28 protein-coding genes are annotated in these 20,597 nt (G+C 61.2%); all 28 read right to left on the bottom strand.

All coding sequences use genetic code 11. From position 1 onward, the window contains the following. Positions 1–2 precede the first annotated feature (2 nt). The 28 genes from ACQK2G_RS08700 to ACQK2G_RS08565 all read right to left on the bottom strand — a co-directional run bounded on the left by ACQK2G_RS08700 (position 3) and on the right by ACQK2G_RS08565 (position 20,544). The gene (locus tag ACQK2G_RS08700; protein ID WP_425404637.1) at positions 3–377 is read right to left on the bottom strand and encodes a hypothetical protein; all 375 of its coding nucleotides are present in this window, start codon (positions 375–377) and stop codon (positions 3–5) included. 3 nt (positions 378–380) lie between these two features. After that, positions 381–845, bottom strand: a complete 465-nt coding sequence (locus tag ACQK2G_RS08695) for a hypothetical protein (protein ID WP_425404636.1) — start codon at positions 843–845, stop codon at positions 381–383. A 10-nt stretch (positions 846–855) separates the two neighbouring features. Next, positions 856–1,227, bottom strand: coding sequence for a hypothetical protein (locus ACQK2G_RS08690; protein ID WP_425404635.1), 372 nt, complete (start codon positions 1,225–1,227; stop codon positions 856–858). 13 nt (positions 1,228–1,240) lie between these two features. Continuing rightward, positions 1,241–1,765 (bottom strand): hypothetical protein, encoded by a 525-nt coding sequence (locus ACQK2G_RS08685; RefSeq protein WP_425404634.1) that lies wholly within the window; start codon positions 1,763–1,765, stop codon positions 1,241–1,243. A gap of 15 nt (positions 1,766–1,780) precedes the next feature. After that, positions 1,781–2,641 (bottom strand): hypothetical protein, encoded by an 861-nt coding sequence (locus ACQK2G_RS08680; protein WP_425404633.1) that lies wholly within the window; start codon positions 2,639–2,641, stop codon positions 1,781–1,783. A 3-nt stretch (positions 2,642–2,644) separates the two neighbouring features. Further along, positions 2,645–3,214, bottom strand: coding sequence for a YmfQ family protein (locus tag ACQK2G_RS08675; protein WP_425404632.1), 570 nt, complete (start codon positions 3,212–3,214; stop codon positions 2,645–2,647). 2 nt (positions 3,215–3,216) lie between these two features. Next, positions 3,217–4,269 carry a baseplate J/gp47 family protein gene (locus ACQK2G_RS08670; RefSeq protein WP_425404631.1) on the bottom strand — a complete coding sequence of 351 codons (1,053 nt, stop codon included), beginning with the start codon at positions 4,267–4,269 and terminating at the stop codon, positions 3,217–3,219. Then, the gene (locus tag ACQK2G_RS08665) at positions 4,259–4,708 is read right to left on the bottom strand and encodes a phage GP46 family protein (RefSeq protein WP_425404630.1); all 450 of its coding nucleotides are present in this window, start codon (positions 4,706–4,708) and stop codon (positions 4,259–4,261) included. The genes ACQK2G_RS08670 and ACQK2G_RS08665 overlap by 11 nt, the downstream gene beginning before the upstream one ends. 2 nt (positions 4,709–4,710) lie before the next feature. Further along, on the bottom strand, positions 4,711–5,304 hold the full coding sequence (locus tag ACQK2G_RS08660) for a phage baseplate assembly protein V (protein WP_425404629.1): 594 nt from the start codon (positions 5,302–5,304) through the stop codon (positions 4,711–4,713). After that, positions 5,301–6,389 (bottom strand): phage baseplate assembly protein, encoded by a 1,089-nt coding sequence (locus ACQK2G_RS08655; RefSeq protein WP_425404628.1) that lies wholly within the window; start codon positions 6,387–6,389, stop codon positions 5,301–5,303. The genes ACQK2G_RS08660 and ACQK2G_RS08655 overlap by 4 nt, the downstream gene beginning before the upstream one ends. Further along, complete coding sequence (locus ACQK2G_RS08650) at positions 6,386–7,561, bottom strand: DNA circularization protein (RefSeq protein ID WP_425404627.1); 1,176 nt, start codon at positions 7,559–7,561, stop codon at positions 6,386–6,388. Before ACQK2G_RS08650 ends, ACQK2G_RS08655 begins: the two co-directional genes overlap by 4 nt. Continuing rightward, on the bottom strand, positions 7,562–9,157 hold the full coding sequence (locus tag ACQK2G_RS08645; protein WP_425404626.1) for a hypothetical protein: 1,596 nt from the start codon (positions 9,155–9,157) through the stop codon (positions 7,562–7,564). Positions 9,158–9,283: 126 nt separating this feature from the next. Then, on the bottom strand, positions 9,284–9,568 hold the full coding sequence (locus tag ACQK2G_RS08640) for a phage tail assembly protein (RefSeq protein WP_425404625.1): 285 nt from the start codon (positions 9,566–9,568) through the stop codon (positions 9,284–9,286). After that, the gene (locus ACQK2G_RS08635; protein WP_425404624.1) at positions 9,565–9,927 is read right to left on the bottom strand and encodes a phage tail tube protein; all 363 of its coding nucleotides are present in this window, start codon (positions 9,925–9,927) and stop codon (positions 9,565–9,567) included. The genes ACQK2G_RS08640 and ACQK2G_RS08635 overlap by 4 nt, the downstream gene beginning before the upstream one ends. Before the next feature lie 15 nt (positions 9,928–9,942). Beyond that, complete coding sequence (locus ACQK2G_RS08630) at positions 9,943–11,418, bottom strand: phage tail sheath subtilisin-like domain-containing protein (protein WP_425404623.1); 1,476 nt, start codon at positions 11,416–11,418, stop codon at positions 9,943–9,945. 6 nt (positions 11,419–11,424) lie between these two features. After that, positions 11,425–11,589: a DUF2635 domain-containing protein gene (locus ACQK2G_RS08625; protein ID WP_425404622.1), complete on the bottom strand. Its 165-nt coding sequence runs from the start codon at positions 11,587–11,589 to the stop codon at positions 11,425–11,427. An 11-nt stretch (positions 11,590–11,600) separates the two neighbouring features. Then, on the bottom strand, positions 11,601–12,194 hold the full coding sequence (locus tag ACQK2G_RS08620; protein ID WP_425404621.1) for a phage tail terminator protein: 594 nt from the start codon (positions 12,192–12,194) through the stop codon (positions 11,601–11,603). Then, positions 12,176–12,589 carry a hypothetical protein gene (locus ACQK2G_RS08615; RefSeq protein WP_425404620.1) on the bottom strand — a complete coding sequence of 138 codons (414 nt, stop codon included), beginning with the start codon at positions 12,587–12,589 and terminating at the stop codon, positions 12,176–12,178. The genes ACQK2G_RS08620 and ACQK2G_RS08615 overlap by 19 nt, the downstream gene beginning before the upstream one ends. Then, positions 12,582–12,926 carry a phage head closure protein gene (locus ACQK2G_RS08610; RefSeq protein WP_425404619.1) on the bottom strand — a complete coding sequence of 115 codons (345 nt, stop codon included), beginning with the start codon at positions 12,924–12,926 and terminating at the stop codon, positions 12,582–12,584. The genes ACQK2G_RS08615 and ACQK2G_RS08610 overlap by 8 nt, the downstream gene beginning before the upstream one ends. Further along, on the bottom strand, positions 12,926–13,480 hold the full coding sequence (locus ACQK2G_RS08605; protein ID WP_425404618.1) for a head-tail connector protein: 555 nt from the start codon (positions 13,478–13,480) through the stop codon (positions 12,926–12,928). The genes ACQK2G_RS08610 and ACQK2G_RS08605 overlap by 1 nt, the downstream gene beginning before the upstream one ends. Before the next feature lie 6 nt (positions 13,481–13,486). Beyond that, positions 13,487–13,879 (bottom strand): hypothetical protein, encoded by a 393-nt coding sequence (locus ACQK2G_RS08600; RefSeq protein WP_425404617.1) that lies wholly within the window; start codon positions 13,877–13,879, stop codon positions 13,487–13,489. Between the two features lie 83 nt (positions 13,880–13,962). Beyond that, the gene (locus ACQK2G_RS08595; RefSeq protein WP_425404616.1) at positions 13,963–15,171 is read right to left on the bottom strand and encodes a phage major capsid protein; all 1,209 of its coding nucleotides are present in this window, start codon (positions 15,169–15,171) and stop codon (positions 13,963–13,965) included. A 36-nt stretch (positions 15,172–15,207) separates the two neighbouring features. Continuing rightward, a complete protein-coding gene (locus ACQK2G_RS08590) occupies positions 15,208–15,882 on the bottom strand; it encodes an HK97 family phage prohead protease (RefSeq protein WP_425404615.1) in 675 nt (224 codons plus the stop codon). 6 nt (positions 15,883–15,888) lie between these two features. Then, positions 15,889–17,118 (bottom strand): phage portal protein, encoded by a 1,230-nt coding sequence (locus tag ACQK2G_RS08585; protein ID WP_425404614.1) that lies wholly within the window; start codon positions 17,116–17,118, stop codon positions 15,889–15,891. Next, a complete protein-coding gene (locus ACQK2G_RS08580; protein ID WP_425404613.1) occupies positions 17,115–18,797 on the bottom strand; it encodes a terminase large subunit in 1,683 nt (560 codons plus the stop codon). The genes ACQK2G_RS08585 and ACQK2G_RS08580 overlap by 4 nt, the downstream gene beginning before the upstream one ends. A 3-nt stretch (positions 18,798–18,800) precedes the next feature. Beyond that, entirely contained in the window at positions 18,801–19,133 is a 333-nt protein-coding gene (locus ACQK2G_RS08575) for a hypothetical protein (RefSeq protein ID WP_425404612.1), read from the bottom strand. A 295-nt stretch (positions 19,134–19,428) separates the two neighbouring features. Next, complete coding sequence (locus ACQK2G_RS08570) at positions 19,429–19,731, bottom strand: HNH endonuclease (RefSeq protein ID WP_425404611.1); 303 nt, start codon at positions 19,729–19,731, stop codon at positions 19,429–19,431. A gap of 99 nt (positions 19,732–19,830) precedes the next feature. Further along, positions 19,831–20,544 (bottom strand): hypothetical protein, encoded by a 714-nt coding sequence (locus tag ACQK2G_RS08565; protein WP_425404610.1) that lies wholly within the window; start codon positions 20,542–20,544, stop codon positions 19,831–19,833. Positions 20,545–20,597: the final 53 nt, after the last annotated feature.

Raw genomic sequence — 20,597 nt, 5'->3', positions numbered from 1 at the left:
GTTTAATTGACCGCGTCCTTTTTGGCGGTGAAGGTCACGGTTGGGGTGTCGGTTGAGCCGGATGCATAGACCCCGATGTCAAACGGACCGCCACCCACACCCCAAAAAATCTCGTGCTCATCTTCGTCGCCGGGCTCGATCTCAAAAGAGCGGGCTGGCACTTCAAACCATTTTGTAACGCCCGAAACCTGCGCCGACCGATACAGCTTCACGAAGATGGAATCCGTCGAGTGCGGCCCGACGGAACAGGAAATTACTATTTCCTCATTCGCAGCGACCGCGATGCCGTCGGAGCCTGGATTTGCTTTGTCCTTCAGCCTTTGTTCCGTCGTTCCAACTGAGGTGATTGGGTCAATCGTGATTGGTGTTGCCGCCATGGCTTATTCTCCACTCGCTTTGCGGACCGGGTCCATGATTAGGAAGATGTCCCGTTCGGTCGGATCGATGCCCAATTCCTGCCATCGCGTGCCCGTGGACGTGCCCAGCGCCTTCAGCGCGGTTGCATGGTCTTCGGTGAAGCCGTCGACATTAGCGACCAGATCGGCAAGCATGCCGTCCAGCGCGGCTCGTGTTTCCGACCGGGAATAGCGGAAGATTTCGACGCGGCCGGCCCCCTCGACGATCCGCAACAATTTGCGCGCGTTCTCATTCGACGCGGCAGCGGCTTCCAGAATGCCGTAGATCGGCGACATAAAAATCGCCGACGCCAATTCCTCGACGGGAATGTCGCTGTAAATGACGCGATCCGGGACGCTGTTTACGGCCAATATTTCGGGGTCCGACAGGCTGGCAAACCCGCGGGTGAGCGGGTCTGCCAGCAACTCGTTTTTGAGGGTTTCGTTCATCGTCGACGCCCTACGCCGCCAGGCCCGGCAAGGTGATGTCGAAAGCGCCCAACGCCCAAGTGTTGCCGTCGGTGACGACTTGGCCGGCTGCGAGTGCGCCGGTTGCGATCAAGACGCCAGCGCCATCGGTCAAGGCCCAATGCGTCGCGGTCGCGGTTTCGGTGACATCGCCGGCGACGACCGCCGGGACGGTGACCTTTCGGCCGGTTCCGGCATCCGCGGGGGCGCCGACGGTAATTCCGGTTTCATTGCCGACCGAAAGGTTCGCGTCGGTGGTCGCTTGCGCATAGTTCGCCGGCTCGGCGGAACAGATATCGAGCCGAGCGGCGTTCGCTACCAGCCAAGCAAGGCCCTGGTCGTAAACGTTGGGGTTCAAATACATTTGGTCGGACTCCTTAGAGAGTGATGGAAACCGCAACCGGCCAAGCGGCGTTGGTCAGGTAGTCGGCCGGCAAGGTGTCTTGCAGGGACGAAGACGCCGCCAGGACCGCGGCCCGGTGCGTGATTTGCGCCTCATAGATCGAGCGCGCCGCGGCCTCGGCCGTAAGCGTGAATTCGTCACCGGCGGCCGTGCGGAACGTGACGCCTTCCGGCGAAACGATGCCGGCGACAAAGGCGTCGAGCATTTCACGGACCCGGGAAACCGATGCGTCATCGGCGCGGAAGGCCTTTGCGTCGACGAAGATGCCGGCGGCGATCCGACGCTCGGCTTCCGCGGCGATCATTTCACGGGTTACCGGCGCCGCGGCCGGTGCCGAGAATGCCGTTCCGTCGAAAGTAAAGCCGGGCGCGGCGGTGTCCGAAGGATCCTCGACGAAGGTTTCGGCAATCGCGGAATGATAGAAGTCGGCCGGGGTTTCCCCTTCGTCGAGGTCGACGACTTCCATTACCGTCCCGCTTTGAATTCGTGCGTAACGCATTTGTTGTATCTCCGATTAACCGTAGCTGTAGACGACGACGACGCCGTCCGAACCGGCCCCGCCGATGACGGCCGAGGAATCCGTCGTGCAACCGCCCGACCCGCCGCCGCCGAAGTTCCCGGCGTCGTTTCCGGTTTGCTCGCCGGATGCGCCAGGCGCACCGCCGCCAAAGAAGGAACTTCCCCCGTTGCCGGAGTTGGCTTGGGTGATGTTGGTCGGTGCACCGGACGGGCCGTTAACGTTCAGATCGCCGCCGGCACCGGACCCGCCGGCCCCGCCGCTCGCTTGCGTCGACCCGACAACGCCGCCGGTGCCGCCGGTAGCCGAAACGTGAGCGCCGAAGCTAGACGTTCCACCGTTGCCACCGTTGCCGGTTGCAGCGCCTGCCGTGCCGCCGGCGCCGACCGTGACCGCCTCGGTTGCACCCAAGCCGCTCGTAATATGCTTCTGCGCATATCCACCGGCGCCGCCGCTAGCCGCGCCGCGGTTCGCAGTCGTGCCCGACCCGCCACCGCCACCGCCGCCGCCGACAAGCTGCACAAGCGCCGAAGTGCACCCCGCCGGCTTCGTCCATGTTCCCGACGCACTGAAAACCTGCACGTCGAGCAACCGGCCGCCGGACGAAACCGCGTCGGCAATCAACGCATTGATGGCTTGGGTTAGCTGCGTGTAATCGGCCTTGGTTGCGTCTGGCGTGAGGCCTGCCGCTTCGACGACGGCAATAAGTTCCTCTTGCACCATGTTGAACCAATCTTGGCCCGGCACGGTCGCGATAGGGCCGCCCGACGGGTTGCCCTTTGTGAAAAATCCAGGCGTCCCGGCCGGTTCCGGCGACGGCAAGGATTCGGCGGCCGAAGAAGTATCTACGCGATGCATTGGTTAACCTCCGTATGCGAAGCGAGCGTATGAATGGGCGGGTTTGAGTGCATTAATCCGACACTCGAGAATTTCGTTCCCCCACGACCGAAGCGGTTCGTCGCACGGGCTTTCGACGGTGAAGTCGCGAATGGTCGTTTCCGGTGCGTTGACCTGAAAGGCGAAGCGCCAGGTCTCATCGTAAGACGGGTCTTCGCATTCGCTTTCACAAGTGAACGGCCGAAACTCGGTAATCGTGATCGAGTACCCGAGCGCCGCGGCAACGCCGATGTAATAGGCCGATGATTGACCGCCGCGGGCTGCGAGGCGTGCGGCGATGGCGTCCCGGCGTTCGGCGAGCGTCACGGCCGCCGGCGTACAATCGTCCGGCAGTGCGCAAACCCTTTCCCAAGCGGCGAGCATTTCGAGGGTGCTTCGCGGGTCCGCTTCGTCGAGAAGGTCGACCGCCCGGTTATGCGTCCGCGCAAGTTCTTCCGCATGGCCGCGAAGGTCGTTGTCGTCTTCCGACCACGCCGGGCCTTTAGGGCGAAGCGATAGCAGAACGCGGTAATAATCGTCGGATGTCGCGCGCATGGTTACGCCCAAGTGATTGTGCCGAGAACGGCGATTTCGGTTGCGGCGTGCGTCACGTCGGCGGCCGGCAGGGTAAGCGAGTGGTTGAACTCACCGGCGGCGAGGGAAATCGCCTCGCGAAGCCGGGAAAGGTAGATGGTCCCGCCCGGTTCGGCCTCGCGCGCGATGAAATCTTGCAACTCGAGTTCGATCGCCGCTTTTACCGCGGCCGTCGCCGGCGTAACGGCAATCGTCAAATCGAGTTCAACCGGTGTCGGCGCGAAAACCGTAACGTCGGCAGTCACCGGGCGAACCGTGTCGATATAGGCTTGAACGGCCTCGATGTCGGCGGTTAGCGGAACGATGTCTTCGCGGCCGTCGAGAACGAACATAACGCCGACGGTCCCTATTCCGGAATGAAGCGGCAGCGCCCAAGCGCGCGTGACCTCGTCGACCTCGAGCGCCCAAGTGATGTAATCGGCCTTTGCGCCACCGTGCGGCGGCGTCTGTATCCGGTCGAGAACCCGCGCGCGAAGCGAGGCGTCGCTCTCGATATCGGCCCCGCCGACGATTTCCCCGCCCGTCGCGGTCGACTGTACGCCCGCAATGGGAGAGACGAGGGAAAGAGCCTCGCCGGCGGTAAGGTTGCTCACGGCCCCGGATTCGGCCGCCTGGACCGCAACCACGGTCGTTGCACCGGTCGCGGTCTTCGCCTCGGTCGTCAAATAGGATTGCCCGCCGGCGTGCGTGAGTTCCGCGCCGATCGGAATTACCGCCCCGACCGAGGTTGCGAAGGTCACGGATCCGACTGACTTTGCGGCACTTTTTCGGGTGACACCCCAAATTGAAGCATGCCGCGCAAGGTGGTCGCCGTCGGCCGTGTCGACCATCACGTTTGCCGCGACATAGTCGATAAACCCATAGAGCGAATGCACCGCGGCTGCCTGCACGGATGCTTGAACCTCGATGTCGGAACGGCGAAGGACTTCGTCGACGGAAAGCCGCGCCAGAAGGTCGGCTTTCATCCGCGTTTTGAGGTCGGCCAGGGTCGGCCGTGCGAAACCGTTAGACGCCATTGAGCGCGCTCCATGCATCATCGAATTGAAGGTTTCGAACCGTGCCGTCGGTTCGGGTGATGGTGGCGCCGATTGAGACACCGTACAGGCCGACCCGCGCGACCGTAACGTCGACCTTCGAAGCGACCCCGTCGTCGACCAGCCATTGCAACGCCTCGCGCGCATACTCTCGAGCCCGCGCCAAGGTTTCCGGCGTGATCTTCTCGCGCGAGAGAAGCCAAAGCCGCGAGCCGATCCGGTCACCCTGGACGGCGGCGAAGGTGTCGCCGAACCAACCTTGTCGGTCGTCGCCGGCCGGAAGCACGTCGTCGGGCTTCGCACGCCGCCAAGTGAACAGGCTTATCACTACGGCACGCGCCAAGGGGTCGAGCCCCGATTGCACAAGTTCGACCGTCTCCCCATCAATGACGATGGAAAGCGGTTGCGAGGAAATCAGCATTCCTAACCTTCCGGGTGTTCGGTCGGCAGCGCCGGCGGGTCGATGCCGTGCTCGGTCGAGTTGACTGTTGCGCCGGTCGTGTAAGTGTCATCCTGCCAAACCGAGCCGCCTTCATGCGTGCGGCGGTCGCCGAGGCCGGCAACATCGGTTTGCAGATAGGTGCGGCCGTGAATTTCGACCTTGTCACCGTCCAGGCGAAGAACGCCGGCCGTCGAAATCAGGACGTTGTTGCCGTGCAACTCGAGGCCGTTGCGCTTGATGTGCACGACCTGGCCTTGATCGTCATAGAGCGCCGCCTCGCCGTCCTCGAGGCCGACGAAGCGAAAGCGCCGGTCTGCAACCGAGATGACGATTCCGTGCGAGCGGTCGCCACCGACGAACGCGACGGCGGCCTCGGCCCCGGCGTGCGCCTTTGCGGTGAAGCCGTACGGTTCGAAATGCTCGATATCGGCTTTCTGTTCACCGGCGAGCATCGACAAGCTTGCGAGCTGCAACCCGCCCTCGGAATTCAGGCTTTGCACGACGGCCCGGGATATCATGCCGGCGAGGCGTCGGCGGATCGGCGCGAGCGCCCGCTCGAGAATGCGAGGGTTCATTTCGAAGGTTCTCGCCAAATCCAAGTATCTTTTGCGATAGCCGATTGCCCTTGCCGGCCGGATGCGTCGGGCAGCGTCGGCGCGAGTTCCCAAGCCGCCCGCGGTGCGACACTTAGAGCCGCCGTTGTGCCGCTTTCGGAAAGTGAATAGGTCACTTCCCCGATAAGCATATCGACGTTGAAACCGATAATAGGATCCTTGACCGCGACGATTTGGTTCGGCCGCCAAAGCGACCCGTCGGCCTGGCGCCATCCCTGTACGGTGTAGGTTGTCGCGTAGGTTTGACCGGCGTTATAGCCAGCCCGCCAACGTGCTTGGTCGCGAAGGCTGGCCAGGGTCGGCTGGCCGGTCGCTTGGGCGATGCTTACACGCTTGCGGGGAACGCCGCGGTCGGTTGCCGTCCCCTTCTGCCCCGCCACCGCCTCGGCGTAATCGAGGTCGTTGCCGGACCGTTGGCCAAGAACCCGGTACTCGCTGAAACGGTCGCGGCCGTCCAAGGAAGTCGAGGCGGCGAGAACGTTCTCGCCGAGCACCAAGCCCGACGAAGCCCGCTCGCTGCCGGCGCGGGTGAGAACCAGCCGGCCGCGCTCGTCGTCGGTCAAGAGCAATTGACGAAGCGAGGCAATCCGAAGCGCGCTTTCCGCGACGGTTTCGCCTATTTCGATTTGGTGCTCGATGATCGAGGCCCCGACATCGACCGCCGCGGCGACTTCGACCCCGTACGGCGCGGCAAGGTCGGCGATGATGCCGAGCGCATTCTTGCCCTTTATCTGCCCGGTCGAATGCAAAACGCTACAGTCGACAAGGTCGGCGGTAAGGCTGCGACCGGTAACCGAAACCCGAACCGCCCGCGCGTCGTACGAAATCGGCGTGCCGTCGACGAAACCGGTAACGACGAGGTCGCCGTCGATGAATACCTCGACCCGGTCGCCGTAAGCGATGTCGCGCGGTCCGGATTCGGCGTCGGCCCATTCGTGCGTAATGCCGAGGGTAAAGTCGCGCGCCATGCGATCGAGGCCGGCGGTAATGGAAATGTCTTTCCAGCCGTCGTATTGACGGCCGCCGACCACGAGGCGAGCGGTCATTCCGTCAAAACCTTAATCGGTTCATCCGGATTCACCCATGCCGGATGTACAACCTTGTTGCGCTCGACGATTTCCTCGGCCCGGTCAGCGTCTTCATAAAGATCATACGCCGCGACGACCGCCGGCCCGAAATTGCGGTCGGTTTCGACGATCCGCGGCGCACCGGTCGCGCGCGTCGTGATGTCCTGCACGGTGTCAACGCGAAGGTTCTCGAGGCCGCGAAAGACACTGTCGCTCGCCGCGTTATTCGATGCGTCGAGTAGTTGGGCCGAGAGTTCGTCCCGGGCCTCGACTGCATCGTCGAAGACAAGCCATTCGTTGACGCTCGCAGCCCGCGCCATTTCGGTTAACGCCGCCTGTTGGACAAGGTCGACGATCGCCCCGCTATTGATTGCCTGTTGAATGCGCGAGGCCGTTTGAACAAGCGACACGACCGGCAGCGCGACCGCTGCGACTTGCTTTAGCGTCGTGATTGCGCCGCCGACAAAGGTTGTCTTGGTGATTTCTGCGAGCGGGTCGCGAACCGTAGCGGCAACAGAATTCCAAATGGAGTTGCCGAGCGCTTCGACATCGAGAAGCCCTGAAACGTCCAAGTCGGTGATTTCGAGGGAAACGGCCTCGCCTGCGATCGCGTCAATTTCCCCGCCGATGGTGCCGAGGTCATCGAGCGCGGCCGTTGACACGAAATCCGGCATCCCGTCGACGGTGAAGCGTTCGGAAAAGCTTTCAATACTCGCCGATTGGGCCGCGTCGGCCGAGGCAAGAACCTTGTCCGAGGTGTCCGTCGTGCGGCTCGGAAAGGCAAGTTCGCCGGCCTCGGTAAACGCGAGGTCGACGCGGCACATTCCGCCCTCGTTTTTCGAGTGCGTAATTCTGGCCTCGGCCGTCGAAACGACATCGACCTCACCGTAAAACGGATGTACCAGCTTGCCGACGCCGGGACGCTCCAAGGCCTCGATAAGTTGGTCGCGGCGTTCGGGGTAGTCGTCACCGATCAGGAAAGCCGAGAAGGTATAGGACCGGGCCGCGCGGCCGAGGTCTTCGGCGTAAGGCTTGTCGCGTTGCGGGTATTCGTGAATTTGCACCCGCCGGCCGGTCTTGAATTCGTCGCCTTCGACTTCGAACTCGATTCCGCGCCAGGACGCCGGCCGAAGGGTATCGCGCCAACCCATTTAGAGAGTTCCCGCAATCGTCCGGTAACCGACATCGGCGTTCAAGCGCGGGCCGTTCGTCGGGCTCGAGGTTTCCACGGTCGAGCCGCGCGGCAGGCCGTCGATGCGAACGCTAATATCGCCATCGACACGGCTCTTGCCGCCTTGCGCGATAAGCGACCGGTCGGCCGCACCGGCGGCGAGCGGCGATTGCCCGGCCGCGTTCGTGTCTTCGTCATCCCCGCCGAAGAAGCCGGAAACCTTGTCGAAAAGGCCTGTCGCGCCGGCGACTATCGACGACACGTCGGAAAAGACCTCTCGCACGACGGCGCCGAGTCCTTCCCAAAGACCCGACCAATAATCCCTGAAACCGTCCCAGATATCCCGAAGGCCTTGAACGATGCGGCCCATATCGCCGGTCAGGATCCCCGCAATCACGTCATAGGCCCCGCCGAAAATCTGCGTCACCGCGGCCCACATTTCCGAGAACCATGCCGAAACCGGTTCCCAGTGCTGAATAAGCTTCGCCGCGGCATAGGCAATGCCGAGCACCGCCAGGCCGATCGGGTTCGCCGCCAGGACAAGACCGAGGTTCACGATGGCCGAACCGACCGAGGCAAGCGCCGCGATCAAAGGCCCATTCATGAGCGCGACCAGTGCGACGCCGGCGACATCCCAGCCGCCGAGGAAATCGACCACCGATCCGATACCTGAAGCGAACCCGGCGAGGCCGTCGGCCAGTGCGTTCCAATCGAACGAAGCCAACGCACCCGCCAACCGCTCGACGAAGGCCCCGACATTCGACGCAATCACTTCCCGGTTTGTAATCGCCCATTCGGTGAAACGGTCGATAAGCGGTTGCAAGTGCGGCATGAGAGAAGCGCCGATAACGTTTGTAATGCCGGTTAGCGAGGCCCGCATATTCGTAAGGCTATCGACGAATCCCTCGGCGGCCTTTGCGGTGTCGTTGTCGATGACCACGCCGAGGCGCCGGGCTTCCGCACGAAGCGCCGCGAGGCCTTCCGAACCGGCCTCGGCAACCCGTACCATCGCCACCCCAGAACGCGAAAAAGCGGCGGCCGCTAGGGCCGCCTTGTTTTCTTCGCCCTCGAGGCGCCCGAGGCTGTCAATCATGAGATTGAAAGCGGATTCCGTACTTTCCGCCGAGGCGAGTTGCTTCGCGAGTTCGGGGTTCACCTTCTGCAAGAGTGTGTAAAGCCCGCCGGTTCCGGCCTTCAATTCGCCGAGCCGTTTGGTAAACGCGATCATCGACGTATTGAGAAGGTCTTGGGAAACCCCTTGCCGATCGGCTGCAAAGGTCAACTCTTGCAAGGCCTCGGCGGAAATGCCGATTTGCCGAGAGAACTTGCTCACTTCGTCGGCACCACGCGCGAAATTGTTGATAGTGCCGACCAGACCAGCAACGGAAAGAGCCCCACCGAGCGCACCGAGCGGGCCGAGAATGCCGGCGATATGGCCGCCGGCGTTCGCAACCGACTTACCGAGCCCGGAGAACGCGCGAACCGGCGCCCGCAAGCTGCGCTGTATGCGCTTCATGGGTCCGGATACTTTATCGACCGCGGCAATAACAGCGGTCAGGTTTGCACTACGCGCCATTTGGGTCGGTTTCCTTTCGGATGCGAATTGCCTGCGCCATCCAAAGTTCAAGTTCGGATAGCGGCAAAGCCAATGTCTCGGCGGGGCTGATTTGGAACATAAAAGCGAGGTCGAACGCGGCGGCGATTATGTCGTCGGCGGTTCTTCCTCTTCCCCGAAAAAACCGAGAATCACCGCCATGCATGCGTTGAAATCCTCGGCCCCCAATTGCTTGACAGACGAATGCGGGATTTTCGCAAGCCGGGAGATGTATTTCGAGATCGAGCCGGCTTCCGGGTAAACCTGCCCTTCGGAGAGGCGGAAAGGATACCCACAAGCCTGGATATCCTCGCCATTCGGCTCACGGAAGGTAAGTGAATTCACTTCCTCCGCGTGAGCCTGTATCGCTTTCTTGAGCGCTACCGTCGTCATGACAGATAACGCCCTTTGACGCCCTCGAATTTGAGCGACGTTGTACCGTCCGCGGCATTGATGGCGATGGTTCCCGACAACCAAGCGCCCTCGAGAATTGCCGTCTTACCGTTCGCGAGTTCGGCGGTAACCGTTGCGCCGGTCATCGTCTGCAACTTGTCGATCGGGAAGGTATCGGGAACGAAGAAATCGCCCTCGATCATCGGCACACGGTTGTTTTCCGTGAACCCGGCGACACCGGAAAGGCCGGCTTGGCCCTCCTTTTCGGTGTCCATAACGTCGACGGTAAGCGAACCGCCAAGCGAAAGTTGCTCGCCGTCGACCTTGATAAAGGCAGTTCCGCCAATCGGTTTGCCCATTGAAAAGACCTCCTGTTAGTTGGCCGGGTACTGCAACCGGAATTGCGCCAGCACCGCGAGCACGCGAAGCTGATTGACCAAATCCGGCGGAAACAGCACGTCGACCCGGTTCGCGTTGCTGCCGTTGCGTTCCACGATAAGATTCTCGGCGAACGCGCTCGCGTTCTCGACAATCCCGTCGCGCTCGAGGTCGCCATAAGCCGCGATAAGTTCGGCCCGGATGATGTTCGGCGTAACGATGGCCTGCCCGGCGCCGAACCGCGTCCCGTCGTTGGCCAGCTTGTGGCGGCCGAATTTCGACGTGATACGCGCCTTCAAGAAACGAAGGATATAGGCGAGCGAATAGAGCGTATTCGCGTCGAGATACGACGTATCGGGCTGGTCGAAGGCGTTGACCTGATATGTCGTAATTGCCCGCTCGATCCGAACCGTATTCCCGCCGGTGTAGAGCGTCGCAATCCCCGAGGTCAGCAACACTTGGCGTTCCTGCATCGTGAACCGGTCTTGAGCGTCGGCCGGATCGATCCCGATATCGAGCGTTTGCAACGGCCGCGCCGGGTCGTTGATAAGGCTTTTCGCCGCCTCGGCGACGATGCGCGCCAAAACTTCCCAAGGGTTCGCGGTGACCGGCTCGAGGCCAAAGACGGTTGCATGCTGGTCGTTGCGGGTCGCGCCGAAGGTATCGAGGGTTGAAACCGTCGCCTTTTTGATGGCGAAGACGTGACCGAAAACCTGTTTCGACCAAGACCACCGGCCCGTTTCGTCGTCGAGTTCAACCTCGAGCGCGTCAAGACTGGTCGCGTCGGCATACGGGCAGGCGATGAAGTCGAATTCCTCGTCTCCCATGTTGCCGATTGCGGTAGCGAGCGCCGGGTTGATGGTGCCGCTTGCCATGCCGGTAATGGTCGCGGTAACGCCGGTCGGTTCGGTGCTCGACGACCCGGCCGACCGATACGACCGAATGTCGATGTCGTTTCCGAGTTCGCCGGCGTGCCGCGCCGTCAACGTCACCGTGCCGGCGGCGTTGGCAGCGGTAACAGCGATGTTCGCCGCGTTAACCAACGTTTCGAGCGCGTCGCCGATCGTCGTTGCCGTGTCGGTGGTTGCGACCGGGACGGCGAAGGTTTCCCCCGCAATCTTGAACCGGAAGGTTCCCGCGGTCGTCGGCGTACCTGCAAAGACAATCGTACCGGTCGCCTTCACGCCGCCGCCATCGGCGAGCGGAAGACACCAAACCTCGCCGAAGCTGTCGCGAGCCCGATAGGCCGCATGCATTTCCGCCAACATGGACTGTTGACCAAAAAGCGAATAGGCCTCGTCGGTGCGGTTGACCAGAACCGGGACATTCGCCGCGGCGATGCCGGCCGCCAGCATTTGACCGATCAGCAAGACGCGGCCCCGGTTCTCGAATTGCGAGGCCTGCGAGTTGTCGACCTCGGCATAGAACAGCGGAACGCGAACGTTCGCCGCAATGTTGTTGAACGAAACCATTTGCGGTTAGTCCCCTTTCTTCGGCTTCGGCGGTTGGCCTTCGGTAACGTCGCCATCCTTCAAGCGGCGCGACCACCATTGCGAAGGCGTCACTTCTCGGCCCTCGGCCGGCAAGTAATCGCCCTTTTGAGGATCCCGCACGGCGAGCCCCTCTTTCGGTTTAACGAACATGCGAATTCCCCTTATGTGGGTATGGTGAGGGTTGCCCCGGCTTCGCTCCGGCCATCCGGGCCGGGGCTGGTAACGTTCGCGTCGGCCGGGTCGACGGCGTCTAGGTTGATTTCGACGGTTTCGAGGTTAGGCAGCGCGTCGAGCGCGGTTCCTCGATAGGCGTCTTCCTCGGTGATCTCGGTCGCGGCTGAGAAGTCGAAACCCCAAATCAGGAAGGCTCGGCTTCGCGCAATAAGGTCGCTCCCGCGGTACTCAATTGGGTTGTGGTTTTCGTCGGGTTCCCAGCCGAGAATCCCCGCCCACAATTCAGCCCGGATCAAATGCACTTGGTCGTAAGACGCTTGCCCGCGTTGGTCGGCGGTGTTCGACAAGAGCACCACGACGCGAAAGCTGTCTTCCAACGCCTGCCGAACATCGTTCGAACCATTTACGACCGGGTCGGCCTGGTCATCCATCGGCACGACAAACGCCGCCGGGACAACAACCCGCGTGCTTTCCTCGAGCGCGTCATAATCGGCAGCGCCGGCGACCCGGTTCGCAAAGCTTGGGCAGCGCTCGCGAATGGCTGCGATGATCGGCGAAAGCATCATTTCAGCGGAACCCATTTCAGCGCGTCGACCAAAGCGCGTTCAAGCTTCGGCACGATTTGCGGCGTTTCTGCCTCGAGCGCGTCCCCCATAACGTCGCCGCGCGGGTCGAGGTTCTTCGTGCCCTTGAACAAGAACAGCGGATAGTAATCTTTCATCGCCGCCGTTTTCTGAGGCTTCACAACGGCAACGAACGGGTTGCGCTGCTTCGAACGGATCGAGCGGAACAACTCGCCGGTGCGCCGGCCCGGGTACTGGCCAGCCTTCGAAACCTTGCCCTTGCGGTTGACCAGCCGGCGCGCGGTCTTCTGCACGTCCAGGCCCGACCGCCGCACAACCTTGCGAATGGGTTTCTTGTCGAAGTCGGCAGTCTTCCACCGGCCGAGCGTGACATTGATGGTCGGGTTACTCATGGGGGCCGATTTCCTCGAGGTCGATAACCAGCCAAATAAGCTTGTCGTCTAGTTCCGCCGCGCGCCGAACCTGATAGCGCTTCCGACGGCGGATGATGACGTTCTCGCTCGTCACGTCGTCGCGGTAACGGATGGTCGCGCGATGCGTGACAATTTCGCCGGCCTGGACCCCTTCGCGATAGGTCACACCGCCGACGGCTTCGAACTTCGCGCGGACCTTCGCAACGAGCGGATATTCGTTGTCGAGGTCATCGTCGCCGATGTCGGGGAATTGCTGCCATTTGCGGATTTCGACCGGCTCGCGAAGCTGGCCGGGATCCTCGACGCGAGGCGCCATCAAACGAACCTCGAAATTGTGAAGGCGCCAACCAAATTGTCGATGCCGCGGTTACCTGTCCGGCCGCGCTCGTCATAATCCTGCGCAACTATGGTTTTGACCGCTCGAATAAGCGGCTCGGCGTCGGCCTCGAGCGCCGCGACATCCGACCATCCCGCCGTGAATTCGACCGTTACCGCGTCGGCGCCCTCGAGGGTTTCCGGCCATCCATCATTAACGTTCGGCCAAACGCGCGTGACGCCGTTGCGTTCGAACACCCTCGGCGCGTTCAACGTCTGTTCCGCCCCGTCCGCGTCGAGATAGGTAACCACGACGGATGCGGCGTCGACCGGTGCGGCCTCGAGGATGATTTCGCCGCATGGGAAGCACGGCAACACTTGCGCCAAGGTTTGGCTTATGAGCTTGCGGCGCGTCATGCGCTCGACTTCCTGCCGGGCCGATCGGATCAGCGAGGAAATAAGCGCGTCGTCGTCGCTATGCTCAACGTAAAGCCATTCTTTGGCTTCCTCGAGAGACACCGGCTCGGCGGCCGGGGCGGTAACAAGACGAAGCATTGAGGCTTAACCCTTCGTCGCGGCGGCCTTCTTCGCCGCCCCCTTCTTCGCTGCCGGCGGGTCGTCGGTCTTGTTGTCGTCGGCGTTGCCTTCGGCCTTGTCGGGCTCACCGGCGCCACCGTCGGCCTTGTCGTCGTCGGTCTTGCCGTCGTCGTTGGCGTTCTGGTCGTCGGTCTTGTTGTCGTCGGCGTCATCGTCCGCGGCGTCGTCGGCCTTGCCGGCATCGCGCGCCGCTTTCGCCGCGATTTTCGCGTCGTGCTTTTTGGGGTCGTATTCCTCAAGAGCCCCGGTTTCGACCAAATGCGCCGCGTCGTCGGATTTCATTTTCCGGATATCCCCAGCGAAATACTCTTTGTCGCCAATCATCTGGCGAGCGACGAAGTATGTTTTTTCAGTCATCGAATTCTTTTCCTTGAAACGAAACAGCAAGGGGCAGCCGAAGCCGCCCCTTGCTGTCTCTAGTTCAACCTGTCGCCGGTGGGTTACGCCACCCGGCCGAAGTCGCCGTAAATGAACCCTTCCGGCCGGTACACGGCCAAGACCAAGCGTTCCTCGCACAACGCGGTAATCAGGTTCTTAATAAAGTCGTCTTGGTTCTCGGTGGCAATTTCCACACGGGAAAGCCAACGATCGAAGACTTGCGCCCCCTGTTTGAACGCACCAGTCAAGAACTTGTCGACCGCCATTGCCTGAGTTGTCACGACCGGCAAGTTCCACAGACGCGGCGCCGTCGTCCCCTGCGGGTTGCCGATGATATACCTTCCGGTAGTATCCTTGAGCGTTTCGACCCAAGCCCAGTCAATCGGGTTCATGACGTGGCCCGTTGCAGGATACTCGGCAAGCAATGCTTGCAGCATTGCCAGGCGCATTTGGTCGATACTGGTCGGGCTCGCGAGTGTGATCGGGGCCGAATACGCCGTCGCCTGCGGAATGATGCCGTGCAAGTTCTGCCCGGTTCCGTCGCCGCTCAAAAGTTGCGTTTCCTCGACGTAGTCCAGTCCATAGGTCAATCGCTGGTCGATCAGGGAGCGAAGCTGCGAAGCATCGTCAAGAATCTGCCGCGAGGCCTTCATCGTATGCGCGACGGTCCGCACCGCCCGCGTCACCAAGTCGGCCTTGATGTCAGATTCCGGCTTGGCTGCCCCTTCGGCGACCATCGCCGCGTTATTGGTAAAGCCAGTTTCGCGAACATACTCAATCGCGTTGCTGTCCGTCTGGCCGGGGGAAAGAAGGTCGCGCACTGTCATGCGGCGTTGCGGCAATTCGACGATGCCGGGAACCCGTTGCGTTTGGACAAGAACGCCCATCGCGCCGGCGGTATCCGTGGTCGCCGAGGTGATGGTCGCCTTGACCTCGAGCGAGGCCTTGCCGCGCTTGTCGGTCGACGCAAGAAATTCCTTCACCCGTTCGTCATCGATGAACTGTTGACCGAGCGACTTTTGCGTTCCGTCGTCGTTATCTTTGGCGCCCTTGGCGACTTCCTGCTCGAGAGTCGCAACCTGTTCCATAAGGCTGTTCATCTTAAGCAAGGCCTCGTCGGCCTTTTCCTTGAGCGCGTCGGTGTTTTCGCCGGTCTTCTTCGCCGTCGCGAGCGCTTCCTCGGCAATTTCCTTGGTGGTGTCGATGGATTTCTCGAAATCCTTCTTCACTTCCGCGGCAAGTTCTTCCGCGGTTTTCTTGTCGTCAGGCATCTATTGGCCCTCCAGGCCTAGTGTGATGGTTTGGGATTAACTGCGGAGCGCGCGGAAAAACGCCGCGGCCTCGCTATCGTCACCACCGCCGCCAACCTCACGCTGGCCCAACAGGTGGGATAGGCCGTTGCCTGCAATGGCTTTGGCCTGGCTAATCGAAAAGCCGCCTGCCTCGCGCAAGAACTTTTCGAATTCGGGAAGCGACGGAAGGCCGCCAGCTTCGAGAATGGATTTGACCGACGTAACTTTCGCCGCCGTATTCATCGGCATCGTTACAAGCGAGATTTCGCGAAGGTCTATCTTCTTCAAACGGAAGACGCCGCGGCGGTTCTTGTCTTCTTCCATGCCGCCGGCCGGGATCCTGTAGCCGATCGACATTCCGCCAATAGACTTGGCTTTCAAATGCCCATAGGCCCGGCGCGCGAGCGGATCGTCGTCGATCAAGAGCCGGCCTTTGACCTTGAGGCCCTTCGAATCCTCGACGATTTCCGACCAAACGCCGATAGGTTCATGCCGGTCATGCTGCCAAAGCATGGGAATATTGCGGCCGTCTTTCTTGGCTTGAACTATGCCCTCGATGAAGGCGCCGGCCTCGACCACGTCCCCGCCCTGGTCGACGTTGCCGAACGTCGAGGCGTAGCCCTCGAATTCGCCGCTCTTGTCGTCAAGAGCCTTGGTTTCGAAACTGTAATCGAAGGTTTGGGTTTCCATGTTCTCCTACTCCGTCAGCGCCGGGCCGCCGTTGTGGCCAATCCCGTTGGCTTGGTCGATTGGTACGTTCTGCGATTGCATGCGCGGCACGTCGCCACCGTCGACCGGGGGCAAGCTTTCCAGGCGCCGAACTTCGTTGATGGTGAAAACGCCGGATTGCAGCATGCGACTGTAAAACTCGGCGCGGGTCTTACTGTCCCCGCGAAGAAGTGCGTCGAGGTTGAACGAAACAGATACGCCGGCGGCGATATCGGTCGGCGTGAGAAGGTCTTTCGCAAGCCGTTGCTCGATGCGTTTAACCCGGCGGCGAAGCGAGAATTTCAGGAACCCTAGAACCTGTTCTTCGAGGCCGCTTCCCCAACTCGTCGAATTGGTCGTATGCCCGACCATATGCGGCGGAACGCCAAACCACCGGCAAACTTCCTCGACCGAGAACCCGCGGGATTCCAGCATTTGCGCGTCTTCTGGACTGAACGAGAGTTGTTCAATCTTCGCGCCGCCTTCGTTGATGAAAGGCTTTCCGGAATTCATCGCGCCGGCATAGTCTTTTGAAATCCCGTTCTCGATTTGAGAACGTTGTTCCGGCGTCAAGAACTCGTCATAGGTAAGACCGATAGACGAGCGCATGCCATTCTTGAACATGCCGCCGGCCGCTCGATCGGCAGCGATCGCAATTCCGAAAACGTTCCGCGCCATTGCGAGCGTTGAGAGCCCGCCGAGCGCGTTGCCGCCGAAGCCCCGAAAATGAAGCACTTGCTCTTGGGGCAGTTCGTACGCTTTGCCGTCTTCGGTCCAGCGGTAGCGAAGCTTGCCCGAGGCCATCCGGTCGACCGTGACCGGCGCCAGGATCGGTTCCAACGCCGCAACCTGGCTGCCAACCATCACCTTTCGTGCATAGGCGTTGCCGCGCAACTCGATCGCCGCCGCGACGAATTCCCAGAACTCCAAGGCCGTCTGGTCGGCGTTCGGGCTCGAGTGTAAAAGGCGGTGCAACCGGTGCGACTTGTGCGGAACGATTCCGCCTTTGCCGTCCTCTTTGTAGACCCCGAGGGGAAGCGACGCGATGGTTCCGGCGAGCAAGTTAACGCATGCCCAACCCGATGAAATGCCGAGAACGTTCGTCTCGTTTACCGTTTCGCCTGAATAGCTGATTTGGCTTGAAGGCTGCCAACCGGCCGGGTCAGTGAGCGACAATTTGCGCACGACATAGGCCGCCGCCTTGCGAAACAGGTTCATCGTGCACCCATCCGCTCGGCGAAATCCGCTAGCGTCCCGTGCGGGGTCGGCGCGGCGGGGTTCATGCCCATGAGGTGCGCGGCGTTAAACATCGCCATCAAAGGATCGATTTTGCCGTAACCCGATGCCGCGCGCTCGATCATTCGGGCCGTGCTTGTCGCGCGTGTCTTCGCGTTGCCGGCGCACCATGCCATCAGCCTAGAACCTCCATGCTTAAACGTTCGGTCGGCGAGTTTCCGCTCGACCGTTTTCGATGCATTCATGAGCCGGATGCCTTGCCCGACGCCGATCAATAAATCGGAATCCTCGTTAATTCCGATGTCGTCGAGAACGTCGACAATGCCGCCGATGCCGGCCGGGTCGACCCCGACCTTGTAGAGAAGGCCGCTATCGAGGATTTTCTCGGCGGTGTTCTTCACCCATTCGAGATCATCCGGCAGCGCGTCGACGATTGTTAAGTCGCCGTCTTTCTCGAAATCCTCGTACTTCGCGATGTTCTCTTTGCGCTGTTTAAGGCCTTCCGGCGCAATGAGCGCATGCCCCCAAGCCAGCCAATTTTTCGTTTCGCGCTCGCGGCCGATGACCGCGAAGCCGAGCAAGTCGTCGAGGCCGCCGCCGTCAATCCCGACCGTCACGACTTCCGACCGATCGAGGATGGCCTCGAGGGAAAGCCCCTCGGTGTTGCCGCGCTCCCAAACCTTCGCCCCGGCCCAACCGTCCGTTGACAACCCGACGCCGATTTCGACGTTCAAATGCTGGGAAGCGAAAAGGGTAAGTTGTTCGTCGCCGGTGGCTTTCGCTTTGGCGAGTTCGCGCTCGAGCCAGTCGGGGCGAACCGATCGGCCGAGGTTCGGGTTAACCGCCGCGAAATACTTCGGATCGGTCCAGGCCTTCGCAATCTGTAGCCGCTTCGGCAACTCATAGAGCACCGGCAGCATTGGGGCTTGAACCTTGCCGTCGCGAACGTCGCGGGCCGCCTGCAATTCGTCGGCGAAGACACCGGACGGCGGGGCCTTTGATTGCGTCGTGATCTGCATCAAGAACCCGTCGGGCCTGGCGGAAAGAGCGCCGCGCAATTCGACGAAGACCTCGCGAGCCTTCGATTTCGCCGCGAATTGGTGCACTTCGTCGATAAGCGTGAACGTGTCTTTCGACCCGGTAACGGTGTCTGTATCCGCCGCCTTAACCTTCGTCGTCGCGTCCGTGAGCCGGTGCGTGATTTGCCGGGTATGCGTTTGGACGTGGAACAAATCCGATAGCGCCGGATCGGCCTTAATCATGCCTTTCATTTGACCGAAAGCGAGGTCGGCAATCTCTTTCGTCGGCGCGATCAAACTCGCCGAGGCGGCCGGCCGCTTGTTCACTATTGCGGCCGTCATCATGACCGCCGCGGCGCCGGTCGTCTTGGCGTTTTTCTTCGGAACCAAGAGGAACAACTCTTGAATGAACCGATTGAAATTCTCGGCATCGAGCGACCCGAACAAGGCGCGAACGATGTCGCGGAACCAATCGCCGGCAGCTTCTTCCATCGTCGGCGTGCCCGGTACGTCGGGGATCCTCAACCGGTTGAACACCCGCACGGCGCGGGCCGCTTCGTCTTCGAAAAGCGGAAGGTCGGGAACTAGCGACCGACCGGAAAGAATGCGGTCTTCCCAATCGGTGCAAGACGTATCCCACATGCGCTATTTCACGACGCGAATTCGCGGGTTCAAATCGTCGCCCCAGCCGCCAGCATCGCCGCTCGCCGCGCTTTCGGCCGCCGCCTGTTGCTCGCCCTTCTTGCCTTCGGCCTTCGGCTTCGGTTCCGGGTTCGCCTCGCCGGCAGCCCCGCCGACCTTAAACTTCGCGTCGAGGTGTTTCATCGCCGCGACGTTCCCCTTCTTCGCCGCTTTCTCGAGGCGGGAAAGGTTCTCGAGCATCTTCTCGGCACCGCCCGTTTCGAGGTCTTCGGCGAAGTGCTTGTAAAGCGTGTCGCGACAAATCCCGAGGCCCTTCGCAATCTTGTCGTGAGACATTCCGGCCGCCGCGGCGAGCCGAACCTTGTTGCGGTTTGCGGCCGTCGGCTTGTAGCCAGGACGGCCCCGGGATTGAGAATCCGAGTTTGTCGACAAAATCCGACCTCCGACGAAATTTTTGCGAGAAAAATTTTCTACGCATGGCGGGGCGCGTGGTGGTTCGCCTTCCCCCCTTGTGAACTTTTGACCGCCCCCCCTGCTAACGTGACGCCTGCAGGAAACCGGAAGGCATGGCGCAGCTAACCCTTTTGTTTCACTAAACAAAGACCTGCAGGAAGGTGCTGTTCTGCCCCTGCTACTGGACGCCATGCCGCCTTGCGCGTTCCTCGGCGGTCTTGATCGAGTGGCACGACCCGCATAGCGCCTGCCCGTTGCCTCGGTCGAGCGGGTCGCCGCCGTCTTCGATTTCGCGAATGTGATCGGCGAATAACCGCGAAGCCTTGCGACTGCATCGTTCGCACCGGCCTTGAGCACGTCGCACGACATCGGCCCGCCATGCTTTGTGCTCGGCCGAACCGTAATGCGCCTTTGTGATTTTGGCTGGTGACTTGATGCGTTGGGCTGCGGTTGACCGAATGCGATTGCCTGCGGTCTTCATGCTTGCCCCTGAAATGGAAAACCCGCCGCGGTGAATTCCGGGCGGGTGCAAATCTTGTAACTTGGCGAATTGATAGGCCTTAACTGTCCCCTTTGTCAACTAGCTGTCCCCTTCGGCTTTCGGCCGTATCCATCCGGCTAGTTCTGCATAGAGTGTGAGCGAGTCCCTCAACGCCTTGAGAACCGTGCCGTTGTGCTTAATTCGGTACTGCTTTTCGAGGGGTCGAATAGGCTTGTTGTAAACGATGATATCGACGGTTATCGCGTACGCGGTGATTCGCTTGCGCCCGTAAGTGCGTTTTCTGGCCTCTACCGCCCAAGGCAAATAGCGCCAATGATAGGCCTTTTCGAGCACTATCGGCATTTGAGCAAGCGGCGGTATGTAGTCGCCCATGCTGGTATCAACGGGCTCTTTCCCCGGGTCGATGGCGGGGGCTTCAAACTTGCGGGAAATGACTTCGAAGATTTCGCGGATTTCCCTACCGGCGTTGGCTTGGTGGTTGTTGAGCGAGCTTCGGCCCTTCTCATCGCGAATGAGGTTCCAAAAGACATCGGTTTTCCGAGTGCGGTTTTGCTTCGCCCTCAATTCCGGGGTTCCTCGGTCGTATCCGGTTTCGCCTTGCGCGGCTTCGGCCTTGATGGCTGCCAAGACTTGCCGAACCTTCGGGTCGTGGTCGCCGAACGGTATCATCCGAATCCAGCTATCCGGATTGTCGAGCATGCTTGTAGCCATGCGGCGGAACGGCCGTTTCGAGGCGTCGGACAGTTTCGACCAAGTGCGCTTGCCGCCGATCGGCAGCGACGCGAAATACATTCGCCTTGCCAAATCCTCGACGGGGTCGATTTGGGTAACGGCCGGTTCGCGCT

The organism is Hwanghaeella sp., from assembly GCF_965227365.1.
Lineage (GTDB): Bacteria > Pseudomonadota > Alphaproteobacteria > UBA8366 > Aestuariispiraceae > Hwanghaeella.
Note: the sequence above shows the minus strand (reverse complement) of the source record. Positions and strands in the feature narration are given on the sequence as shown.